15 protein-coding genes are annotated in these 19071 nt (G+C 67.1%); 5 read left to right on the top strand and 10 right to left on the bottom strand.

Going from position 1 to position 19071, the window contains the following annotated elements:
• Positions 1-14: 14 nt before the first annotated feature.
• Positions 15-968, bottom strand: a complete 954-nt coding sequence (locus tag ACQKLX_RS02340; protein WP_427359113.1) for a tetratricopeptide repeat protein — start codon at positions 966-968, stop codon at positions 15-17.
• Entirely contained in the window at positions 955-2685 is a 1731-nt protein-coding gene (gene ilvD / locus ACQKLX_RS02345) for a dihydroxy-acid dehydratase (RefSeq protein ID WP_427359115.1), read from the bottom strand. Before ilvD ends, ACQKLX_RS02340 begins: the two co-directional genes overlap by 14 nt.
• Positions 2686-3354: 669 nt before the next feature.
• Here ilvD and ACQKLX_RS02350 point away from each other — a divergent pair.
• The 3 genes from ACQKLX_RS02350 (at position 3355) to ACQKLX_RS02360 (ending at position 7987) form a co-directional block, all read left to right on the top strand.
• Positions 3355-4368, top strand: coding sequence for an extracellular solute-binding protein (locus ACQKLX_RS02350; RefSeq protein WP_427359117.1), 1014 nt, complete (start codon positions 3355-3357; stop codon positions 4366-4368).
• Complete coding sequence (locus ACQKLX_RS02355) at positions 4365-6059, top strand: ABC transporter permease (RefSeq protein WP_427359119.1); 1695 nt, start codon at positions 4365-4367, stop codon at positions 6057-6059. Before ACQKLX_RS02350 ends, ACQKLX_RS02355 begins: the two co-directional genes overlap by 4 nt.
• A 179-nt stretch (positions 6060-6238) precedes the next feature.
• Positions 6239-7987, top strand: a complete 1749-nt coding sequence (locus ACQKLX_RS02360) for an AsmA family protein (RefSeq protein WP_427359121.1) — start codon at positions 6239-6241, stop codon at positions 7985-7987.
• A 174-nt stretch (positions 7988-8161) separates the two neighbouring features.
• Here ACQKLX_RS02360 and gyrA read toward each other — a convergent pair whose 3' ends face one another.
• The gene (gene gyrA / locus ACQKLX_RS02365; RefSeq protein ID WP_427359123.1) at positions 8162-10963 is read right to left on the bottom strand and encodes a DNA gyrase subunit A; all 2802 of its coding nucleotides are present in this window, start codon (positions 10961-10963) and stop codon (positions 8162-8164) included.
• A 310-nt stretch (positions 10964-11273) separates the two neighbouring features.
• Between gyrA and ACQKLX_RS02370 the strand changes: the two genes are divergently transcribed.
• Positions 11274-11906 (top strand): MarC family protein, encoded by a 633-nt coding sequence (locus ACQKLX_RS02370; RefSeq protein ID WP_427359125.1) that lies wholly within the window; start codon positions 11274-11276, stop codon positions 11904-11906.
• A 23-nt stretch (positions 11907-11929) separates the two neighbouring features.
• On the opposite strand, the gene ACQKLX_RS02375 is transcribed toward ACQKLX_RS02370, so the two are convergent.
• From ACQKLX_RS02375 to ACQKLX_RS02390, 4 genes are all read right to left on the bottom strand, one after another.
• Positions 11930-13315: a PepSY-associated TM helix domain-containing protein gene (locus tag ACQKLX_RS02375; protein WP_427359127.1), complete on the bottom strand. Its 1386-nt coding sequence runs from the start codon at positions 13313-13315 to the stop codon at positions 11930-11932.
• A gap of 103 nt (positions 13316-13418) precedes the next feature.
• Entirely contained in the window at positions 13419-13808 is a 390-nt protein-coding gene (locus ACQKLX_RS02380) for a hypothetical protein (RefSeq protein WP_427359129.1), read from the bottom strand.
• 72 nt (positions 13809-13880) lie between these two features.
• Positions 13881-14228 carry a gamma-glutamylcyclotransferase family protein gene (locus tag ACQKLX_RS02385; RefSeq protein ID WP_427359131.1) on the bottom strand — a complete coding sequence of 116 codons (348 nt, stop codon included), beginning with the start codon at positions 14226-14228 and terminating at the stop codon, positions 13881-13883.
• A 23-nt stretch (positions 14229-14251) separates the two neighbouring features.
• Positions 14252-14917, bottom strand: coding sequence for a DJ-1/PfpI family protein (locus ACQKLX_RS02390; protein ID WP_427359133.1), 666 nt, complete (start codon positions 14915-14917; stop codon positions 14252-14254).
• Between the two features lie 74 nt (positions 14918-14991).
• Between ACQKLX_RS02390 and ACQKLX_RS02395 the strand changes: the two genes are divergently transcribed.
• On the top strand, positions 14992-15954 hold the full coding sequence (locus ACQKLX_RS02395; protein WP_427359135.1) for a GlxA family transcriptional regulator: 963 nt from the start codon (positions 14992-14994) through the stop codon (positions 15952-15954).
• A 14-nt stretch (positions 15955-15968) separates the two neighbouring features.
• Here the strand turns inward: ACQKLX_RS02395 and ACQKLX_RS02400 are convergent, their stop codons facing one another.
• From ACQKLX_RS02400 to ACQKLX_RS02410, 3 genes are all read right to left on the bottom strand, one after another.
• Positions 15969-16415 (bottom strand): GNAT family N-acetyltransferase, encoded by a 447-nt coding sequence (locus ACQKLX_RS02400; protein WP_427359137.1) that lies wholly within the window; start codon positions 16413-16415, stop codon positions 15969-15971.
• A 10-nt stretch (positions 16416-16425) separates the two neighbouring features.
• Positions 16426-17604 carry an E22 family MetX-like putative esterase gene (locus ACQKLX_RS02405; protein ID WP_427359139.1) on the bottom strand — a complete coding sequence of 393 codons (1179 nt, stop codon included), beginning with the start codon at positions 17602-17604 and terminating at the stop codon, positions 16426-16428.
• A gap of 165 nt (positions 17605-17769) precedes the next feature.
• Positions 17770-18885: a M20 family metallopeptidase gene (locus ACQKLX_RS02410; protein WP_427359141.1), complete on the bottom strand. Its 1116-nt coding sequence runs from the start codon at positions 18883-18885 to the stop codon at positions 17770-17772.
• Positions 18886-19071: the final 186 nt, after the last annotated feature.

Below are 19071 nucleotides of genomic sequence, written 5' to 3' on the forward strand. Positions count from 1 at the left end.
GGATGCAGTCGCGCTCAGCGCCGCTCGGCGCGGCCATGCTGGCGCTCGACCAGGGCCAGAGCAGCCGTCCGGTCGCTCGCGCTCGCATTGGCGAAGGCGGCGTCATAGCGCTCGACGATCCAGCCCTCGCGAGCGGTATCGGCGCCCTCGCGAGCTAGCGCCAGCCACATCAGTCCGATGATCGGATGACGCGGCACGCCATCGCCACCACGCAGCAACATGTCGCCGAAGACAGCGCGCGCCGGGGCATGGCCCTTCTCGGCGGCGAGCTTCATCCAGCGCGCCGCCTGGCGCGCATCGCGCGAGACGCCGGTGCCGTTGAGATAAAGCCGGGCGAGATTGTACTGGCCGTCCGGGTCGCCGAAATAGGAGGCGGCGTAGTGGAACATGTCGAAGGCGCGGTCGGGATTGGGCTTCACATAGCTGCCCTTGATCCCGTCGAGAAAATAGCCGCCGAGCGCGACGAAGGCGGCTGCGACGATGCGCCCGTCCGAGGTGCCGGGAATCTCGTCGGCATTCTCGTCCGCGATCTTCGAGAAATACTCGAACGCCTTGAGATCATTGGTCGGAACGCCGTCGCCGCTGGCATAGACCCGGCCGAGCTTGAACTGCGCGGCGAGATGCCCCTGCGCGGCGGCGTATTCGAGCGCCTTGACCGCACCAGCCTGATCGCCGGCAGTCGAATCGCGCATCCAGGCCTTCAGCGCGTCACGGGCGCTGCTGAACGGGGCGATCGGCAAGGCGGTGTGGGCGGCAGGACCGCTCGGGGCCGGCGCGATCACGCCACGGCCGGGGCTGAGCGGCACGGGCGCGGCGCGATTGTCTACTTCCGGTTCCGGCAGGGCGATTCCGGGAATCGGACGCGGCGGCATCGGGAACCGCTCGGACGAACCGTCCTGCGCCCAGGCTGCCTGCTGGCAGCCCAGAGCCAGCAACGCTCCGGCAATGATGGCCTCAGATATCCGCATAGCACTGTGTCTCGGCTGCGCCTCCCGGATGGGTGACGGCGCCGCCCTTGGCGGATCCGACCGTCTGCGCGTATTTCCAAAGCGCGCCCGACCGGTAGTCCGTCTGGCGCGGCGTCCAGGCCTTACGACGCTCCTGAAGTTCGGCATCAGAAAGGCGGACTGCGAGCTTTCCTGTGATGGCGTCGAGCTCGATGATGTCGCCGTCGCGGATCAGGCCGATCGGCCCGCCGACAGCCGCCTCAGGGCCGACATGGCCGACGCAGAAACCGCGCGTCGCGCCCGAGAATCGGCCATCGGTGATCAGCGCGACCTTGTCGCCCATGCCCTGGCCGTAGAGCGCCGCGGTGGTCGACAGCATCTCGCGCATGCCGGGGCCGCCCTTGGGCCCTTCATAGCGGATCACCAGCACGTCGCCGACCTGATAGTCGCGGTTGGAGACGGCCTTGAAGGCGTCCTCCTCGCAGTCGAAGCAGCGCGCCGGGCCGGTGAAGACGAGGCTCTCGGTCGGCATGCCGGCGATCTTCACGATCGCACCTTCGGGAGCGAGATTGCCTTCGAGGCCGACGACGCCGCCGGTCTGTGTGATCGGCTTGTTCGCCGGGTACACGACGTCCTGCTGATCGTTCCATTTCACGCTGGCGAGGTTCTCGGCGATGGTGCGGCCGGTCACGGTCATGCAGTCGCCGTGCAGATAGCCGTTGTCGAGCAGCGTCTTCATCAGCAGCGGGATGCCGCCGACCTCGAACATGTCCTTGGCGACGTATTTGCCGCCCGGCTTCAGGTCGGCGACGTAAGGGGTCTTCTTGAAGATCTCGGCGACGGCGAAGAGATCGAAGTCGATGCCGCATTCATGCGCGATCGCCGGCAGGTGCAGCGCCGCATTGGTCGAGCCGCCGGAGGCCGCGACGACCATCGCCGCATTCTCCAGCGCCTTGCGGGTGACGATGTCGCGCGGGCGGATGTTCCGGGCGATGAGATCCATCACCATCTCGCCGGCGGTATAGCAGAAGGTGTCGCGGACATCGTAGGGCGCCGGCGCGCCGCAGCTATAGGGCAGCGCCAGGCCGATCGCCTCGGCGACCGTCGCCATGGTGTTGGCGGTGAACTGGGCGCCGCATGAGCCGGAGGATGGGCAGGCCACCTCCTCGAGCTCCTTCAGGTCCTCGTCCGACATCGCGCCGACCGAGTGCTTGCCGACGGCCTCGAACACATCCTGGACGGTGACCGGCCGGCCCTTGAAATTGCCGGGCAGGATCGAGCCGCCATAGATGAAGATCGAGGGCACGTTGAGGCGCACCATCGCCATCATCATGCCTGGCAGCGACTTGTCGCAGCCGGCGAGGCCGACCAGCGCGTCATAGCAATGGCCGCGCATGGTGAGCTCGACGGAGTCGGCGATGACCTCGCGCGAGGCCAGTGACGACTTCATGCCCTGGTGGCCCATGGCGATGCCGTCGGTGACGGTGATCGTGCAGAACTCGCGCGGCGTGCCATTGGCCGAGGCGACGCCCTTCTTGACGGCCTGGGCCTGGCGCATCAGGGCGATGTTGCAGGGGGCGGCCTCGTTCCAGCAGGAAGCGACGCCGACAAAGGGCTGCGCGATCTGCTTCGCGGTCATCCCCATCGCGTAATAATAGGAGCGATGCGGCGCGCGGGCCGGCCCGACGCTGACGTGCCGGCTGGGCAGCTTTGACTTATCGAAAACGCGCGCGTCCATTCAACTCTGTCCCGCCACCCCACCTGGCGGGCGCAAGCTGTGCCACGCCGCCGCCCGCCGGTGCAATCCATTCGCCCCGAGCAAGCTGCGAAGCATTTTTCTGCTCCGCACCCTGCCAGATGGGGCTTAATTCTTCCGTATCTCAGATAGTTACTGAAGTTTGCAGCTGGGGCCGCTTTGTGGCGGCTTCGCGGCAATTGCGGCAGCGTGCCGACGCAGCACTGCAATAGCTGCCGATGTTGTACAAATGTCACGAATTTTAGCAGTCCGAATGAAACACCCGGCAAGGTTCCTCACAACCACGACGCGTATCGACCGGGCACCATCGGTTCACGATCCCGATATCACCCGCTCACGCCGGGCAGATCATTCTGGATCGGCTCGACGAACGCCTCGCTCCCCGCCATTGCGGCAGCTGGCGCTGGACAAAGATGCTATCGCGCAAAGCGTTGAAGTCTTACGACTTTTGAAGCACCTGGCTGAACGCATCTCGCACGCGCCTGAGCGCGACCGGCGCAGATAGTTTAGAATTAATATAATGATGAGCTAGTTTAGAATTGATATAACACATTGAAACAAAAGGGATATTTCTTGACCGACCCGGTTTCGGCCTCTACCGCTCCGTTCCTGTATGGCCAATTTTTACAGCCCCGCCCGAAGGAGCGAGACATGACCATCAAGACCGCGCTTGCCGCGACAGCCCTGGCCTCCTGCCTGCTGGCCGCCCCTGCCCTTGCGCAGAGCGTCAACCTCTACACGACGCGCGAGCCGGCTCTGCTCAACCCGGTCATCGAGGCCTTCACCAAGGACACCGGCATCAAGGTCAACGCCGTCTTCCTGAAGGACGGCCTGCAGCAGCGCGTCCAGGCCGAGGGCGCCAACAGCCCGGCCGACGTGATGCTAGTCGTCGATGTCGGCGAGATCCAGGCCGCGGCCGATGCCGGCATCACCCAGCCGGTCAAGTCGGCGCTGGTCGACAAGACCGTTCCCGCCGCCCTCCGCGGCGCCGGCGACAACTGGATCACGCTGACGCAGCGCGCCCGCATCGTCGTCGTCTCCAAGGACCGGGTGAAGCAGGACGCGATCACCTATGAAGACCTCGCCGATCCCAAGTGGAAGGGCAAGTTCTGCATCCGCGCCGGCCAGCACCCCTATAACAACGCCTTCTTCGCCGCCTATCTCGCCCGCAACGGCGCCGAGAAGACCGAGGCCTTCCTGAAGGCGATCAAGGCCAACACCGCCCGCAAGCCCGGCGGCGGCGACCGTGACGTCGCCCGCGACATCCTCTCGGGCCAGTGCGACATCGCCATCATCAACACCTACTATATCGGGCTGATGAGCAAGGCGACGAACGAGCAGAAGGGCTGGTACGACGCGATCAAGCCGCTGAAGACCACCTTCGCCGGCGGCGGCACCCATGTGAACGTCTCCGCCGCGGCCATTGCCAAGAACGCGCCGAACAAGGAGAACGCCGTCAAGCTGATCGAGTACATGCTCGGCGAGAAGGCGCAGCACCTCTACGCCGACGGCAATTTCGAGTACCCGGTCAATGCCGACGTCAAGGAAGCCGCCGCAGTCAAGCTGCTCGGCGCGCTGACGCCCGACACGACCCCGCTCGGCGACGTCGCCAAGAACCGCAAGGCCGCCTCCGAGCTCGTCGATAAGGTCGGCTTCGACAATTGAGCCTGAACGCCTCAACGACACATGTAGAACGGCCGCCAGTTCGCTGGCGGCCGTCGACGCGTCTGGTCTACGTCACCGCAGCTGCCGCCGCATTGGTCGCGCTGCCGGTGCTGGCACTCGCCTTCACCGCGCTGTCGCGCGAGGCGCTGGCGATCTGGCCGCATCTGACTGCCAATGTCCTGCCGGTCGCGCTCTGGAACACCGCCCTGCTGCTCGCCGGCATCGCCCTGTTCTGCGGGGCGGTCGGCACCGGCGCCGCCTGGCTGGTGACGCAGTACGAATTCCCCGGCCGCCGTAGCCTGGAATGGCTGCTCGTGCTGCCCCTGGCGCTGCCGACCTACATCACGGCTTACGTCTACGTCGAGATCCTCGGTTTCCAGGGGCCGTTCCAGAGCGCGCTCAGGGCGCTCACCGGCTGGCGCTCGCTGCGCGACTACTGGTTTCCCGATCCGCGCAATCTGCCGGGCGCTATCCTGATCCTGGGGATCGTGCTCTACCCTTACGTCTATCTCAGCGTGCGCGCGCTCTTTGCGATGCAGAGCGCCGCGCTGATCGAATCCGCCCGCACGCTCGGCACGCGGCGCTGGCCGCTGTTCTGGCGTATCGGCCTGCCGATGGCGCGCCCCGCCCTCGCCGCCGGCCTCACCCTTGCTCTCCTGGAGACGCTGAACGACATCGGCGCCAGCGAATATCTCGGCGTCCGCTCGCTGACCATTTCGGTCTACACCACCTGGATCAATCGCGGCTCGCTGGCTGGCGCCACTCAGATCGCCTGCGTCATGCTTCTCGTCGTCGTCGGACTGATGGTCGCCGAAGCGCGCACGCGCGGAGCGCGGCGCTTCGCCCTGCCGGTGAAGCGGCCCCGGCCGGTCGGCCGCATCCAGCTTTCGGGGGCCCGCGCCTGGACAGCCGCAGTGGCCTGCTTCCTGCCGGCGCTGTTCGGCGCGGTGCTGCCGCTTTTCTACCTGACCGGCGAACTGTGGCGCCGCGACCTCTTCGCCCAGGCCGATGCGACGCTCTGGCGGGCGCTCGCCAACACCGTTGCGATCTCGGCGCTCTCGGCCGCGCTGATCGTCGCCATCGGCCTCGGCATCGCCGCGGCGCTGCGGCTCGGGCGCGAACGCGCCCTGCCGATGCTCGCCCGCATCGCCTCGCTCGGCTATGCGCTGCCCGGCACGGTGCTGGCGCTCGGGCTGCTGGTGCCGCTCGCCGCCTTCGACAACCTCGTCGCCGATGCGAGCCGAGCACTCTTCGGTGCCAGCCCTGGCCTGCTGCTGCTGGGGTCGGGCGCCGCGCTGCTCATCGCTTATCTCGTGCGCTTCCTGACCATCGCCGTGAACGGAGTCGAAAGCGGCTATGCCCGCATCTCGCCGCGCATCGACGACGCCGCCCGCTCGCTCGGCGCCAACAGGCACGAACTCCTGCACCGCCTGCACTGGCCGCTGATGCGCCCGGCCATCGCCGCCGCCGCCCTGCTCGTTTTCGTCGACTGCATGAAGGAACTGCCGGCGACCCTGCTGCTGCGGCCGCTCAACTTCGACACGCTGGCGACGCTGGTCTACGGCCACGCCGCCCGCGGCGTCTTCGAGGACGGCGCCCTGGCGGCACTGCTGATCGTCGCGATCGGCATCTATCCGGCGCTGAGGCTCGCCCGGGCCGACGAGCAGCGACCGGTTTCGCGCGAAAATTGAAATGTTTCCCCGGCTTTGCGAGTTTCGGCCCCCGTGCGGAACTCGACATTCGTGAGCCGGAGGAATAAACCCTTGGCGCGCGACGACATTTCGGCCGCCCCGGTCGAATCGCTCGCAATATCGGATTGCCTGACGACGGGGTCTCCGCCGTCACGCGGATGAAGGCCATACACCCGGCCATGTCACGACGCGTACTGATCCTCGGCCTCGCCGCGACCGCGCTGCTGCTCACGCTTGGGCTGCGGTCGTGGAATCTGGCCTTGTCGCAAGTCGAGCGCTCCATCGTCGCCGGCATCGAGACGCGCACCGGGCTCAAGGTGACGGGCCTGCGCCGCGCCGAGATCGCGATCCTGCCCTTGCCCCGGATCAGCCTGTCCGACGTGACCTTCGCCGACCCGCAGGGCGTGCTCACCGGCAAGGCCACGCGCCTGCGCGCCCGCGCCCGCCTGTTCCCGCTGATCGGCGGGCAGCTCGACTTCGATCGTATCGACCTGGTCGCTCCCGAGATCGATGTCGCCGCCGACGAGTCCGGCCGCGGTTACGCCGGCTGGCTCGATCGCATCCTTGGTTATCTCGCGCGGCTCGACAGCCAGACGCGGCTCGTCCTGAGTTCCGGCAGCGTCATGATGCGCTCAGACCGCACGGTCCTGACGACATTGCGTGACGTCAACCTGCTGATCGAGGAGCGTGCGGCCCGGGCGCCGGTCGCACTCGCCGGCTCCTTCACTTGGCGCGGCGAGGCCACCAAGGTCGACATTCTCTGGCCGGTTGCCGGCGAGCGGGCGCGCACGGCCTTCTCGCTCGGCTCGCGCCTGTTGAATCTGCGCCTCAACGGCACGCGCTCGGCCGCCCAGGGCACCACCAACGGCCAGATCGAGTTCAGCGCGAAATCGCTGTCCGACGCCCTCGCCTGGATCGGCCCTCGACCGCGTATCGCCTCCCTGGTTCGACAGATCGAGCTGACCGCGCAGGCCCAGATCAGCCAAGGCGGTATCGCACTCGATTCGGTCGTCGCCATGGTCGACGGCGACCAGCTCGAAGGCGCCCTCAAGCTCGACGGCGCCATGCCGAACTGGGCGCTGTCCGGCACGCTAGCCGGCGCCGAGTTCGATCTCGGGCGCCTGCTGCGGCAGGCCGAACCACAGCCTGCTGGGGCCGGCACTGAAACGAGCGGAACCCCACTCGAATTCGACGGCTGGACCACCAACGACGTCGACCTGCGTCTCTCGCTCGATGCCGCCCGGATCGGCGCCACGCGCTTCGGCGACCTGGCGGCCCAGTTGCTGATCCGCAAGGGCCGCTTCGAAGCATCGCTGCTGCGCGCATCAGCCTATGGCGGTTCGGCCCGCGCCCGCATCCTCGCCACGCCGGTCGCGGCCGGTGCGGACGTCAAATTGCAGCTCGGCCTCGAAAAGGTGAATCTCGCGCTGGCGGCGGAAGACCTGCCGGAACTCGCCCGCCTCAGCGGCACCGCAACCGGGCAGCTCGCCTTCGAAGGCGCCGGCGGCAGCCTGGAACAGGTCGTCGGCTCGCTGACCGGACGAGCCGGCCTGACCATCCGGCAAGGCGAGTTCCGCGGCATCGCCTTCCCCGACCTGCTGCGCAAGGCCGAAAAGCCGCCGACCTCGGCGCGCGACTGGCGTCAGGGCAAAAGTGCCTTCGAGACCCTGCAGCTCTCAGCTCTCGCCAATCTCGGCGTGCTCTACGTCACCGACACGCAGATCGCCGGCTCTGGCTACAATGTCGTCCTCAACGGCACGGCCGATCTCAGCCGGCGCTGGCTCGACCTCAATGGCGCGCTCAGCTCGACCACGACCTCGACCCGCGTGCCCTTCGAGCTCCGCGGCCCGTTCTTCGGTGCCGCCTTCACGCCCGAGATCGACGCATCCCTGCGGACGCCGGGCCCGGCGATCCCGCTGCTGCGCTGACTCGGCTCGGCGTCATTCTCGGGCGAAGCGAAGCGCAGACCCGAGAATCTGCAGACCCGAGAATCTCATGACGAGAAGGCGCTGTCGGAGCCTCCTCTCGCCTGAGATGCTCGGGTCAAGCCCGAGCATGACGCCGCCTGCCCCGGCCGGCCCCTTATCGGGCAAGCGGAAGGCTCACGCCTCCCCGGCCGGCACCTCGCCGCTGCCGTTCTCGCCCTCGCCGGCCTCGCCTTCTTCCTCAGCTTCTTCGCCGATCCGCTCGACCGAGACGACCTTCTCGCCGTCAGCCGTGTTGAACACGGTGACGCCCTGGGTCGAGCGGCCGGCGATGCGGATGCGGTTGTTCGGCCCGGCATCGACCGGCACGCGGATCACCTGCCCGCCATCGGTGACGAGCATGATCTGCTCCTTCTCCTCAGCCGGGAACGAAGCGACGAGCTTGCCATTGCGCTCGTTGACGACCATGGCGACGATGCCCTTGCCGCCGCGTCCGGTGACCCGGTACTCGAAGGACGATGAGCGCTTGCCGTAGCCATTCTCCGACAGGGTCAGGATGAACTGCTCGGCAGCACCCATCTCGGCGTATTTCTCCTGGCCGAGCTCGATGTCGCTTCCGGCCTCCTCGGCATCACCGCTCGTCACGGGCTCGGCAGCCTCGTCGCCTTCGCCGGTCAGCGCCCTGCGGGCGGCGGCGGCGCGCTTGAGATAGGCGGCTCGCTCGTCCGGCGTCGCGTCGAGATGGTGCAGGATCGCGAGCGAGATCACCTCGTCGCCGTCGGCGAGATTGATGCCGCGCACGCCGGTCGAGTCGCGGCCCTTGAAGACGCGGACCTCCGGCACGGCGAAGCGGATGCACTGGCCGCCGGCCGTGGTCAGCAGCACGTCGTCATGCTCGGAGCAGATCTGCACGTCGACGATCGAATCGCCCTCGTCGAGCTTCATCGCGATCTTGCCGTTGCGATTGACCTGGACGAAGTCGGAGAGCTTGTTGCGCCGGACATTGCCGGTCCGGGTCGCGAACATCACGTCGAGCCGCTCCCAGCTCTCCTCATCCTCCGGTAGCGGCATCACCGTGGTGATGCGCTCGCCCGTTTGCAGCGGCAGCATGTTGTTGAGGAATTTTCCGCGCGCGTTCGGCGCCGAAAGCGGCAGCCGCCAGACCTTCTCCTTGTAGGCTTGCCCACGTGAGGAGAAAAAGATGATCGGCGTGTGCGTATCGGCGACGAAGAGCCGCGTGACGAAGTCCTCGTCACGGGTCGACATGCCCGAGCGCCCCTTGCCGCCGCGCTTCTGCGACCGATAGGTCGAGAGCGGCACGCGCTTGATGTAGCCGGCATGGGAGACGGTGACGACCATGTCCTCGCGGGCGATCAGGTCCTCGTCGTCGAGATCCGAGCCCCAATCCATGATCTCCGTGCGGCGCGGGGTCGCGAAAGCCGTCTTGACCTCTGTGAGCTCGGTCTTGACGATTTCCTGGATGCGGGCACGCGAACGCAGGATGTCGAGATAGTCGGCGATCTCCTTGGCGAGCTTCTCCAGCTCGTCGCCGATCTCGTCGCGGCCGAGGGCGGTGAGGCGCGACAGGCGCAGCTCCAGGATCGCCTTCGCCTGTGCGTCAGACAGGCGGTAGGTGCCGTCGGCATTCATCGGATGGCGCGGATCGTCGACCAGCGCGATCAGCGGCGCGATGTCGTCGGCCGGCCAATCGCGCGCCATCAATGCTTCATGCGCCGCAGCCGGTGTCGGCGCCGTGCGGATCAGCCGGATGACCTCGTCGATATTGGCGACGGCGGTAGCGAGGCCGCAGAGCACATGGGCCCGCTCGCGCGCCTTGTTGAGCAGATAGCGCGTGCGCCGCGAGACGACTTCCTCGCGGAACTCGACGAAAGCCGAGATGAAGTCCCTGAGGTTCAGGATCTCCGGCCGGCCGCCATTGAGCGCCACCATGTTGGCGCCGAAGGAGGTCTGCAGCGGGGTGAAGCGGTAGAGCTGGTTCAGCACGACATCGGCGACGGCGTCGCGCTTGATCTCGATGACGACGCGGACGCCCTCGCGGTTCGACTCATCGCGCAGGTCCGAGATGCCCTCGATCCGCTTCTCGCGGACGAGATCGGCGATCTTCTCGACCATGGTCGCCTTGTTCACCTGATAGGGAACCTCGGTGACGATGATCGCCTCGCGCTCCTTGCGCAGCTCCTCGATATGGGTCTTCGAGCGCATCACGATCGAGCCGCGACCGGTGTGGTAGGCCGAATGGATGCCGCTGCGGCCCATGATCTGGGCGCCGGTCGGGAAGTCCGGACCGGGCACGATCTCGATCAGCTCGTCGATCGTGATCTCGGGGTTCTCGATCAGCGCGACGCAGGCGTCGATGACCTCGCCGAGATTATGCGGCGGGATGTTGGTCGCCATGCCGACCGCGATGCCGCCGGCTCCGTTGACCAGCAGGTTCGGATAGCGTGCCGGCAGGACCGTCGGCTCGTGCTCCTTGCCGTCATAGTTCGGCTGGAAGTTGACGGTGTCGAGGTCGAGATCCTCGAGCAGCGGCATCGCCGCCTTGTCGAGGCGCGCCTCGGTGTAGCGATCGGCCGCCGGGCTGTCGCCGTCCATCGAGCCGAAATTGCCCTGGCCGTCGATCAGGGGCAGGCGCAGCGAGAAATCCTGCGCCATGCGCACCAGCGCGTCATAGACCGCGAGATTGCCGTGCGGATGGTACTTACCCATCGTGTCGCCGACGATGCGGGCGCATTTGGTATAGGGCCGGTCGGGCAGGTTCTTGTTCTCGTGCATCGAGAACAAGATGCGCCGGTGCACGGGCTTCAGGCCGTCGCGGACGTCCGGGAGAGCGCGGCTCACGATCACGCTCATCGCGTAATCGAGATAGCTCTTCTTCATCTCGTCGGTGATCGCGATCGGCTTGATGTCGCCGCCCGGCTGCGGGCCGTCGTCGCGCTTGTCGTCGTTGTCTTCGCTCAAGGGAAAAAGTCCCGGTTACCGCTGGTTTTTCAACGTTCTGGCTAGCCGATTCCGGCTGTAGAAGCCAGCGAAACGCGATTCTATTCAGAGAAAATAAAACCGTTTTATTGCAGCGGGTTACACGGCGTTTTTGATTCGCTTTCACGCCCCTTCCGCATTCTCGCCATGTTTGGTGCGTGACGGGCGCTTCGGGGCGTGCCTAGACTGCCTCGCCGCGAAGAATCGCGCTGTCATTCCGGACCTACCGCGACGCGGCGCAACCGGGCGACGAGCAGCCGACAAGAGCAGAGCAACAGGCTCGGGGAGAGACATGTTCGCCGAATATCTCTCCTCCGCCCTGGTCACCCTGCTGGTGACGCTTGATCCGCCGGGCCTGGCGCCGATCTTCCTGTCGCTGACGCGCGGCATGTCGGCGAGCGAGCGGCGGCAGGTCGCGGTCCGTGCCTGCATCATCGCCTTCTGCATCATGGCCTTCTTCGGCCTTGCCGGCGACGTCGTGCTGAAGGCACTCGGCGTCTCGCTGCCGGCCTTCCGCATCGCCGGCGGCTTCCTGCTGTTCTGGATCTCGTTCGAGATGGTGTTCGAGCGCCGCAACGATCGCAAGCAGGCGACGGCCGACACCGCCATCACCAAGGATCATATCCGCAACGTCGCCGCCTTCCCGCTGGCGATCCCGCTGATGGCCGGCCCCGGCGCCCTGACCGCCGTGATGCTGCTCGCCGGCCGGGCCAATGGCGACATCGCGATGCTGTCCTCGCTCGCGGTGATCTGCGGACTGGTGATCCTGTCCTGCCTCGTCGTCTTCTTCCTGGCGGTGCCGATCGCGCGGCTGCTCGGCGTCACCGGCAATGTCGTGCTGACCCGCCTGCTCGGTGTCATCCTGGCCGCGCTGGCGGTGCAGTTCGTGATCGACGGCGTGCGGGCCGTGATCCGGAGCGGCTGAGCCGCCCCGGATCGAGCTTGGGCTCAGGCAGCTCGCGCCAGCCGCCAGCGGACGAGGTCGACGAGCAGGAAGGCCGCGAGGCTGACGCCGACCAGCGGTAGCGCCCAGCCCAGTCCCGCCGCGACGACGACCGCCGCCGCCCTGCCCGGCCAGCCGAGCCGCAGCCATGACTGGACAATTGTGCGCGGCAATGACCCCGGCGCCGGCCGCTGTCGCCACCAGATCCGGTAGCCGAGCAGCGTCGTCACAATCAGCGCGATGCCGAGCCCTGCCATCAGCACCTGGTTCAGCCAGCCGAACAGGATGCCCATATGGGTGTCGATGCCCCAGCGGATCAGCTTGGCGATCAGCGGGAAGGTCTCGAAATCGGCCCGGCTGACGACCGAGAGATCGCGCGGGTCGAGCGCCATCGTGTCGACCTGCGTCGGCCAGCTCCGGTCATATTCGCGGACCAGCCAGGCCTGGCCCTCAGCCCGAGGCGGCCGCATCTCGACATGTGGGGAATCGATGCCGGCCGCCTTCGCCGCGGCAAGAACGCCATCAAGCTGATCGACACTCCCCGGAGCCGCCCCTCCCACAGCCGGGCCATGGTCACCGTGATGGGCATGCTCGTCGGCGGCTGGCGCCGCACCGAGCTTGAGTGAGACCGAGGGCGTCACCCAACCGAGATTGGCGCGGAGAGCATCGATCCGGTCGCCGGCATGTTTCGACCAGGTCAGCCCTGTCACCGAGAGGAAGACGAGGCCGAGCGAGAGCGTCAGCCCGATCAGCCCGTGCCAGCGCCGGTCGCGCAGTGCCGGATTGGCGCGCGCTCGCTCGGCGGCCCGCGGATGGCGCCGCCAGAACCACATCAGGACACCGCCAAGCACCACTGCCCAGAGCCAGGAGGCCGCCAGCTCGCTGTAATTGCGGCCGAACTCGCCGAGCAGCAGGTTGCGATGGAGATAATCGAGTTGCGTCCGGAACGGCAGGATGCCGCTGGTGCCGTAGACGATGAGATCGCCCCTGATCGCCAGCGAGACCGGATCGACGAAGATCGCCCGACTCTCGGAATCTCCGTGGCCGGGCTGCGCGAACATCACGCGCGTCGTCTGGCCTGCTGACGGCGCGGGACGGATGGCGAAGAAGCGCGGCCCCTCGCCGATATGTTTGCGCGCGGCTTCGGTCTGGGCGGCGAGCGAGGCAGGCTCGCCCGTCGCCGTCGCAGTCAGTTGCTCGCGGTAGATGAAACTCTCGATCTGCGGCGTCAGTACATAGAGCGTGCCGGTCAGCGCCGCGACCAGGATGAACGGGCCGACGAACAGCCCGGCATAGAAGTGCAGCCTTCCGATGAAGGCCTTGAATTCGGACGATAATGCAAGGGTGCGGCCGGCATCGGCGCGCGTTCGAATATCCGCGTGGGCGGTCATGGCTGGATTTCCCGGAATGGACCTGCCGAAATGCCGCCAGCGCGCTGGCCTGGCGGAGCATTCGGTCATTGCGACGGAAGGCGGCCACAGGGCCGCCGCGGCGTCAGGTCCGGACGGGAGGTCCTCTCGGGCGGGCGGCGAGCCGCTCCTGTCCCGGCAGCGGTCGCCCGGTCAGATCGTCGAAACCGACGATCGTGACATCGGGCTCGACGCTTTCGGGGAGCGCCGGCCGCTCGGGCGGCGCATAGGCCGCGCCGATCCAGGCGCAGCCGAGCAGGCAGCAGGCGGGCAGATGTGGTGCCGGTTCCTCGCCCGGCAGCGGAGCGCTTTGCGCACCCGGCGCACAGAGCGTCAGATGCGCGGCGCGGTCGAGCAGCGCTGGCGCCAGGCTCTGTCCGGACACGACTGCGCCGAACAATCCCTGCAGCACGAGCACATAGGCCGCGATGATCGCGACCCAGGATCTTGCTCTGATGGACTTGGCTGCGCTCAAGGACAGGTTCCCCGGCACCGTCGATAGCGACGCGCCTGGTCCCTGTCCATCAGCCGAACCGCCGCAGCGGCTTCACGCCTTGACGTAGACCCACGCCTCCTTCCCGGAAGCGAGCTTGACGCTGATGCGCTTGTAGTCGGCGACCTCGTAGTGGTCGGCGGCTGCAAGCTCCTCGGCGGAGATGGCGAAGACCCTGCCCGGCACGCTGTCGGCCGGGTCGTCGCTCGGCGCCACTACCGGATGGAAGCGCTTGCCGCTGGTTCGGATCACCTCGGGATCGGTGATCTCCAGCATGGTCTGGGAAAAGCCCGGCATGGCGTCGTCATGGCCTTCGAGCAGACGTCCGAACGAGGCGAGCTGGACATTCTCCTGCTGCAGCGTGCCATAGGAGAAGAGGAGAATGCTGCGCTCTTCGGCCATGCCCGCGGTCCCCGCCCTTGCGGCTAAAGCGCCGCCAGCAGCTTTTCGCGCGCTGCGCGCGAGCCGGCAAGGCGCTGCCTTGCCGCAGCAAGGATCGCCTCCGGCGCCTCCTGCGGCGTGCCGGCCTTGAACGGCGGCTGCGGCGCATATTCCAGCGAGAGCTGGATCAATTGTGCTTCCTCCTCGCCGAGCAATTCGGCGATCACGGTGAGCCCGAAATCGATGCCGGAGGTGACGCCGCCGGCGGTGATCAGATTGCCGTCGCGCACCACGCGCCCTTCCGTCGGGATCGCGCCGAACCGCGCCAGCAGGTCATGCGCGTTCCAGTGACTGGTCGCGCGCTTGCCCTTCAGCAAACCGGCCATGCCGAGAACAAGCGATCCCGTGCAGACCGAGGTGAGATAGCGCACCTGCCCGGCCCGCTCGCGCAGGAACGCCAGGACAGTCTCGTCGTGCAGCAGCGGATTGACCCCGCTGCCGCCCGGCACGCAGAGCACGTCGAGCGGCGGGCATTCGGCGAAGGTCGTGGTCGGCGTCAGCATCAGCCCGGTCGCGGCTTTCAGCTGCGCCGTGTCCTTCCAGATCAGATGCACCTGCGCGCCCTTGGCCGATGCGAAGACCTCATAGGGGCCGGTCAGATCGAGCTGCTGGACCTGCGGGAAGACGAGGATGCCGAAGCTGAGGGACATGGGCAGAACTCCTGATTGACGGGAGCAACCTAGCGCGCAAAGCTCTGGCCGAAATGCCAAGCATCCCTCGCTTCATGCCAAACACGCACCGCATCGAGATCCTGACCTTCCCCGGCGGGCAATTGCTCGATGTCGCCGGGCCCTTGCAGGTCTTCGCCACCGCCAACGACTTGGCGCATGTCGCCGGTCGGCCCCTGCCCTATGAAACCGCCGTCGTTGCAGCCGAAAGTCGTGTCGTCACGAGTGCGCGGCTGGAGCTCGGCGCAGCGCCGCTTCCCGAGCCCACCGCGCCTTTGCACACCCTGGTCATCGCCGGCGGCTACGGCGTCAACGCCGCCTGCCGCGACGCGGCGCTTGTCGACTGGGTCCGGAAACGCGCCGCGGCGGCTCAGCGTGTCGCCTCGGTCTGCAGCGGCGCCTTCCTGCTCGCATCGGCCGGCCTGCTCGACGGCAAGCGCGCCGTGACGCATTGGGGCCGCTGCGCTGAACTCCGGGCGATGTTCCCGGCTGTGCGGCTCGAGCCCGACCCGATCTATGTCCGCGACGGCGATGTCTGGACCTCGGCCGGCGTCACCGCCGGGATCGATCTCGCCTTGGCGCTGGTCGAGGCCGATCTCGGCCGCGAACCGGCGCTCGCCATCGCCCGCCAGCTCGTCGTCTTCCTCAAGCGCCCCGGCGGCCAGGCGCAGTTCAGCGCCGCGCTGACCTTGCAGGAGAAGGACGAGCGCTTCGACCGCCTGCATGGCTGGATCGTCGAGAACCTGCGCGGCGACCTCTCGCTGGAGCGGCTGGCCGGAGAGGCCAGGATGAGCCTGCGCAGCTTCGCCCGGCATTATCGCCAGGCGACCGGCCGCACGCCGGCCCGGGCCGTCGAGGAGATCAGGATCGAGACGGCACGCCGCCTGCTCGAACAGGGCCTTTCCGTCGCCCAGGCCGGCCGCCGCTGCGGCTTCGGTTCCGAGGAGACTTTGCGCCGCGCCTTCCTGCGCCGGCTCGGCGCCAGCCCGCAGGCCTATCGCGACAGATTCGCGGGATAGCTTCGGCCGGCCCTCTACAGCGCCAATTCCATGACTCGTTCGCCATTGGCGTGGGTCTCGCCCGTGTCGCGAAACCCTTGCGCCAGGTAGAACGCGTGCGGCCCGCCATTGCCGGGCACGTAGCTCAGTGTTGCGAGCTTGTATCCCTGCTGCGGAAGGCCCTCCAGCCAGAGCCCGATCGCGTCGCGCCCATAGCCTTTGCCCTGGTGGCGCCTATCGATCATGAAGCGCCAGAGGAAGCAGCTCGCGCCGTCGTCCTCCGGTCGCCACATGATGAAGCCGACCGGCTCCTCATCGGCATAGATTGCCCGGAACACCGCAGCCAGGTTGAAATGCGCCTGCGCGATCGAGACCGCATTCGGCGCGACGAAGCCGCTCTGCGCCTCATGTGGCTCGAGCTCGCAGATCACCCGAACGGTCTCGGCCGTAATCTCCCGCAGCGAGACGATCGGCGTGCTCAAGCCATCATCCTCACTTCTCCAGAAAGGCCTTCACCGCCCCTTCCGCCTGCTTCATCGAGATCACGCCGTCGAGATGGCCGCGCGTGCCCTGGATGGTGACGTGGCTGACATCGCGCCCGGCCTTCTTCGCTTCGGCGACGGTGCGCTGGATCATCTCGTCGGGGAAGACGAGGTCCTTGGGCTGGCTGACGACCAGCAACGGCGCCTTGATCCGGCTCATCGCATCGGCGAGCGACTTGCCGCCGGCCGCGTAGAGCTGGTTGGCCTTGACCAGATAGAGGAAGTGGTTGGCGTCAGAGACCTTGGCGCGCGCCTCGCCGGCATTGTCCAGAATGCTCTGGACCTGGAACTTGTTGCCGAGTGCCTTGGCGGGATCCTCGCCCTCCTTGGCCGGGCGGCGGCCGAAGGTGCCATTGGTCCAGTCGCTATGATTGGCCTGAAGCGTCACCACCGTCAGCGCCTTGGCGAGGCCGGCATTGGGCGGCGTCTTGCCGTAATAGTCGCCCTTGTTCCAGTTCGGATCGACCAGGATCGGCGCCGCCCAGACATCGAGCCAGGCGATCAGCTGGGCGTCGGCCTCGGCCGCGCCGATCACCGCCATCGCCTTGCCGACCATGTCGGGATAGCTCGCCGCCCATTCGTAAGTCTGCAGCGCCCCCATCGACGGGCCGGCGACCATGACGAGCTTCTTGATGCCAAGACTCTCGACCAGGGCCTTCTGGACATTGACGAAATCGCCGATGGTCACGACCGGGAAGTCGAGTGCGTAGGGCTTGCCGGTATCGGGATCGATCGAAGCCGGGCCGGTGGTGGTTGTCTTCGGGTCGCCGGTGTTGAGGTTCACCAGCGAGTCGGCGGAGAGGACGAAATATTTGTTGGTGTCGATCGCCTTGCCTGGCCCGATGATCGCGTCCCAATAGCCGGGAGCGGCATCTGCGGCGGCATATTTGCCGGCGGCGTGCGAATTGGCCGAGAAGAAATGGCAGATCAGGATCGCGTTGGACTTGTCGGCGTTGAGCGTACCGTAGCTCTCCCAGCCGACCTTGACGTTCTTCAGCGTGCGCCCGCCTTGCGTGGTGTAGCTCGGCAGCTCGAAGACCTTCTTCTCGACCAGAAGCTCCTGCGCGTCAGCCATTCCCGTCACCATCATGCCTGCAACAGCGAGCGCACCCGCGATCCAGCCCTTCATGCCGCACTCCTCCGCTCCGGCCGTCGCACGGCCTTGAGCGCGATCAGAGCGGATTTGTCCGGCTAACGGAAGGGGGGATGAGGGCGCCTCGACCGGGTGAGCCACCCTTCCCTCATCCGTCAGCGCTTCGCGCTGCCACCTTCTCCCCCAAGGGGAGAAGGAAGCCTACAGCGTCTCCAGCAGCCCCTTGATCAGCGCCCGCCTTGGCGCGATCGAGGAGATCAGCGCGTATTCCTGCAAGGTGTGGGCGCCATCGCCGTCGATACCGAGCCCGTCCAGCGTCGGGATGCCGAGCGCCGCGGTGAAATTGCCGTCCGAGCCGCCGCCGGTCATCGGGCAATCCTGCAGATCAAAGCCGATCTTCGCCGCCACCGCCCGCGCCTGCTCATAGAGCGCCGCGACCTCCGGCGACTTCTCATAGGGCGGCCGGTTCATGCCGCCGGTGATGGAGAGCTTCACATCGGGATCATGCGCCTTCAGCCCAAGGATACGCTCTTCCATGACTGTGCCGTCAGCCACGGTGGTGACGCGGCAATCGACACTGAACCAGGCATGCTGCGGGATGACGTTCGCAGCGGTGCCGCCCCCGACCAGCGCGACAGTCGTGGTGATGCCGCGCGAGTAATCGGTCATGCCCTCGATCGCGAGGATCTGGTGCGCCGCCTCGCGGATGGCGTTGCGACCGTCGGCATGGCGCGACCCGGAATGCGCCGGCCGCCCTTCCAGCTTGACCTCGAAGCGGCCGACGCCCTTGCGCGCCGTGACGATCTTGCCGCCCTCGCGCGCCGGCTCGGTCACCAGCACCGCCATCGCCTCGCGGCCGACGGCCTCGATCAGCTCCCGCGAGGTCGGCGAGCCGATCTCCTCGTCCGGCGTGAACAGGAAGACCAGCGGCCGCTGCACTGTGCCGGCCTTGGCCGCGTCCTTGAAGGCCTGCAGCGCCAGCCAGGCGCCGCCCTTCATGTCGTAGACGCCGGGGCCGTAGAGCCGGTCCCCCTCGACCCGCACCGGCAGATCCTTGGCGCTGGTGCCGACCGGGTGGACCGTGTCGAGATGCGACATCAGCGCCACGGCCTTCTCGCCATTCCGGACACCGGCGCGCAGGATCAGATTGTCGCCGAGGCCATTGCGGCCGGGAATGCGCTCGACGGCGATCGGCAGGCCTTCGACCTCCCTGGCGACGAGGTCCATCATGCCGTTGACGCCGGGCACGTGATGGGTGGGGCTCTCCAGCGCAACCCAGACGGAGAGCGCGGGAACGGCGGGATCGTGAATGGTCATGATGGGGAGGATTTTCGCAGGAAAGCGTGGCGATAACAGGACATTGGCCGATTTGCCGGCTTTGTCCATGTCGAAACGCGCCTAGCTGCCCTGCGGGCGCAGCGTTTCAGAAAGTTTTCGACGCGGTGTCGGCAACGCCGATCCTCGTCCGTCCTCGAAGCACAACCACCGAGGACCAGACGATGC

This window comes from Allobosea sp. NPDC003192, from assembly GCF_050275675.1.
Taxonomy (GTDB): Bacteria; Pseudomonadota; Alphaproteobacteria; order Rhizobiales; family Beijerinckiaceae; genus Allobosea.

What these genes read in the sequence shown, in the direction of transcription:
- ilvD (WP_427359115.1), bottom strand. Translation starts at nt 2,685, where the DNA reads ATGGACGCGCGCGTTTTCGATAAGTCAAAGCTGCCCAGCCGGCACGTC.
- ACQKLX_RS02410 (WP_427359141.1), bottom strand. Translation starts at nt 18,885, where the DNA reads ATGACCATTCACGATCCCGCCGTTCCCGCGCTCTCCGTCTGGGTTGCG.
- ACQKLX_RS02405 (WP_427359139.1), bottom strand. Translation starts at nt 17,604, where the DNA reads ATGAAGGGCTGGATCGCGGGTGCGCTCGCTGTTGCAGGCATGATGGTG.
- ACQKLX_RS02375 (WP_427359127.1), bottom strand. Translation starts at nt 13,315, where the DNA reads ATGACCGCCCACGCGGATATTCGAACGCGCGCCGATGCCGGCCGCACC.
- ACQKLX_RS02350 (WP_427359117.1), top strand. Translation starts at nt 3,355, where the DNA reads ATGACCATCAAGACCGCGCTTGCCGCGACAGCCCTGGCCTCCTGCCTG.
- ACQKLX_RS02340 (WP_427359113.1), bottom strand. Translation starts at nt 968, where the DNA reads ATGCGGATATCTGAGGCCATCATTGCCGGAGCGTTGCTGGCTCTGGGC.
- ACQKLX_RS02360 (WP_427359121.1), top strand. Translation starts at nt 6,239, where the DNA reads ATGTCACGACGCGTACTGATCCTCGGCCTCGCCGCGACCGCGCTGCTG.
- ACQKLX_RS02385 (WP_427359131.1), bottom strand. Translation starts at nt 14,228, where the DNA reads ATGGCCGAAGAGCGCAGCATTCTCCTCTTCTCCTATGGCACGCTGCAG.
- ACQKLX_RS02395 (WP_427359135.1), top strand. Translation starts at nt 14,992, where the DNA reads ATGCCAAACACGCACCGCATCGAGATCCTGACCTTCCCCGGCGGGCAA.
- ACQKLX_RS02390 (WP_427359133.1), bottom strand. Translation starts at nt 14,917, where the DNA reads ATGTCCCTCAGCTTCGGCATCCTCGTCTTCCCGCAGGTCCAGCAGCTC.
- ACQKLX_RS02370 (WP_427359125.1), top strand. Translation starts at nt 11,274, where the DNA reads ATGTTCGCCGAATATCTCTCCTCCGCCCTGGTCACCCTGCTGGTGACG.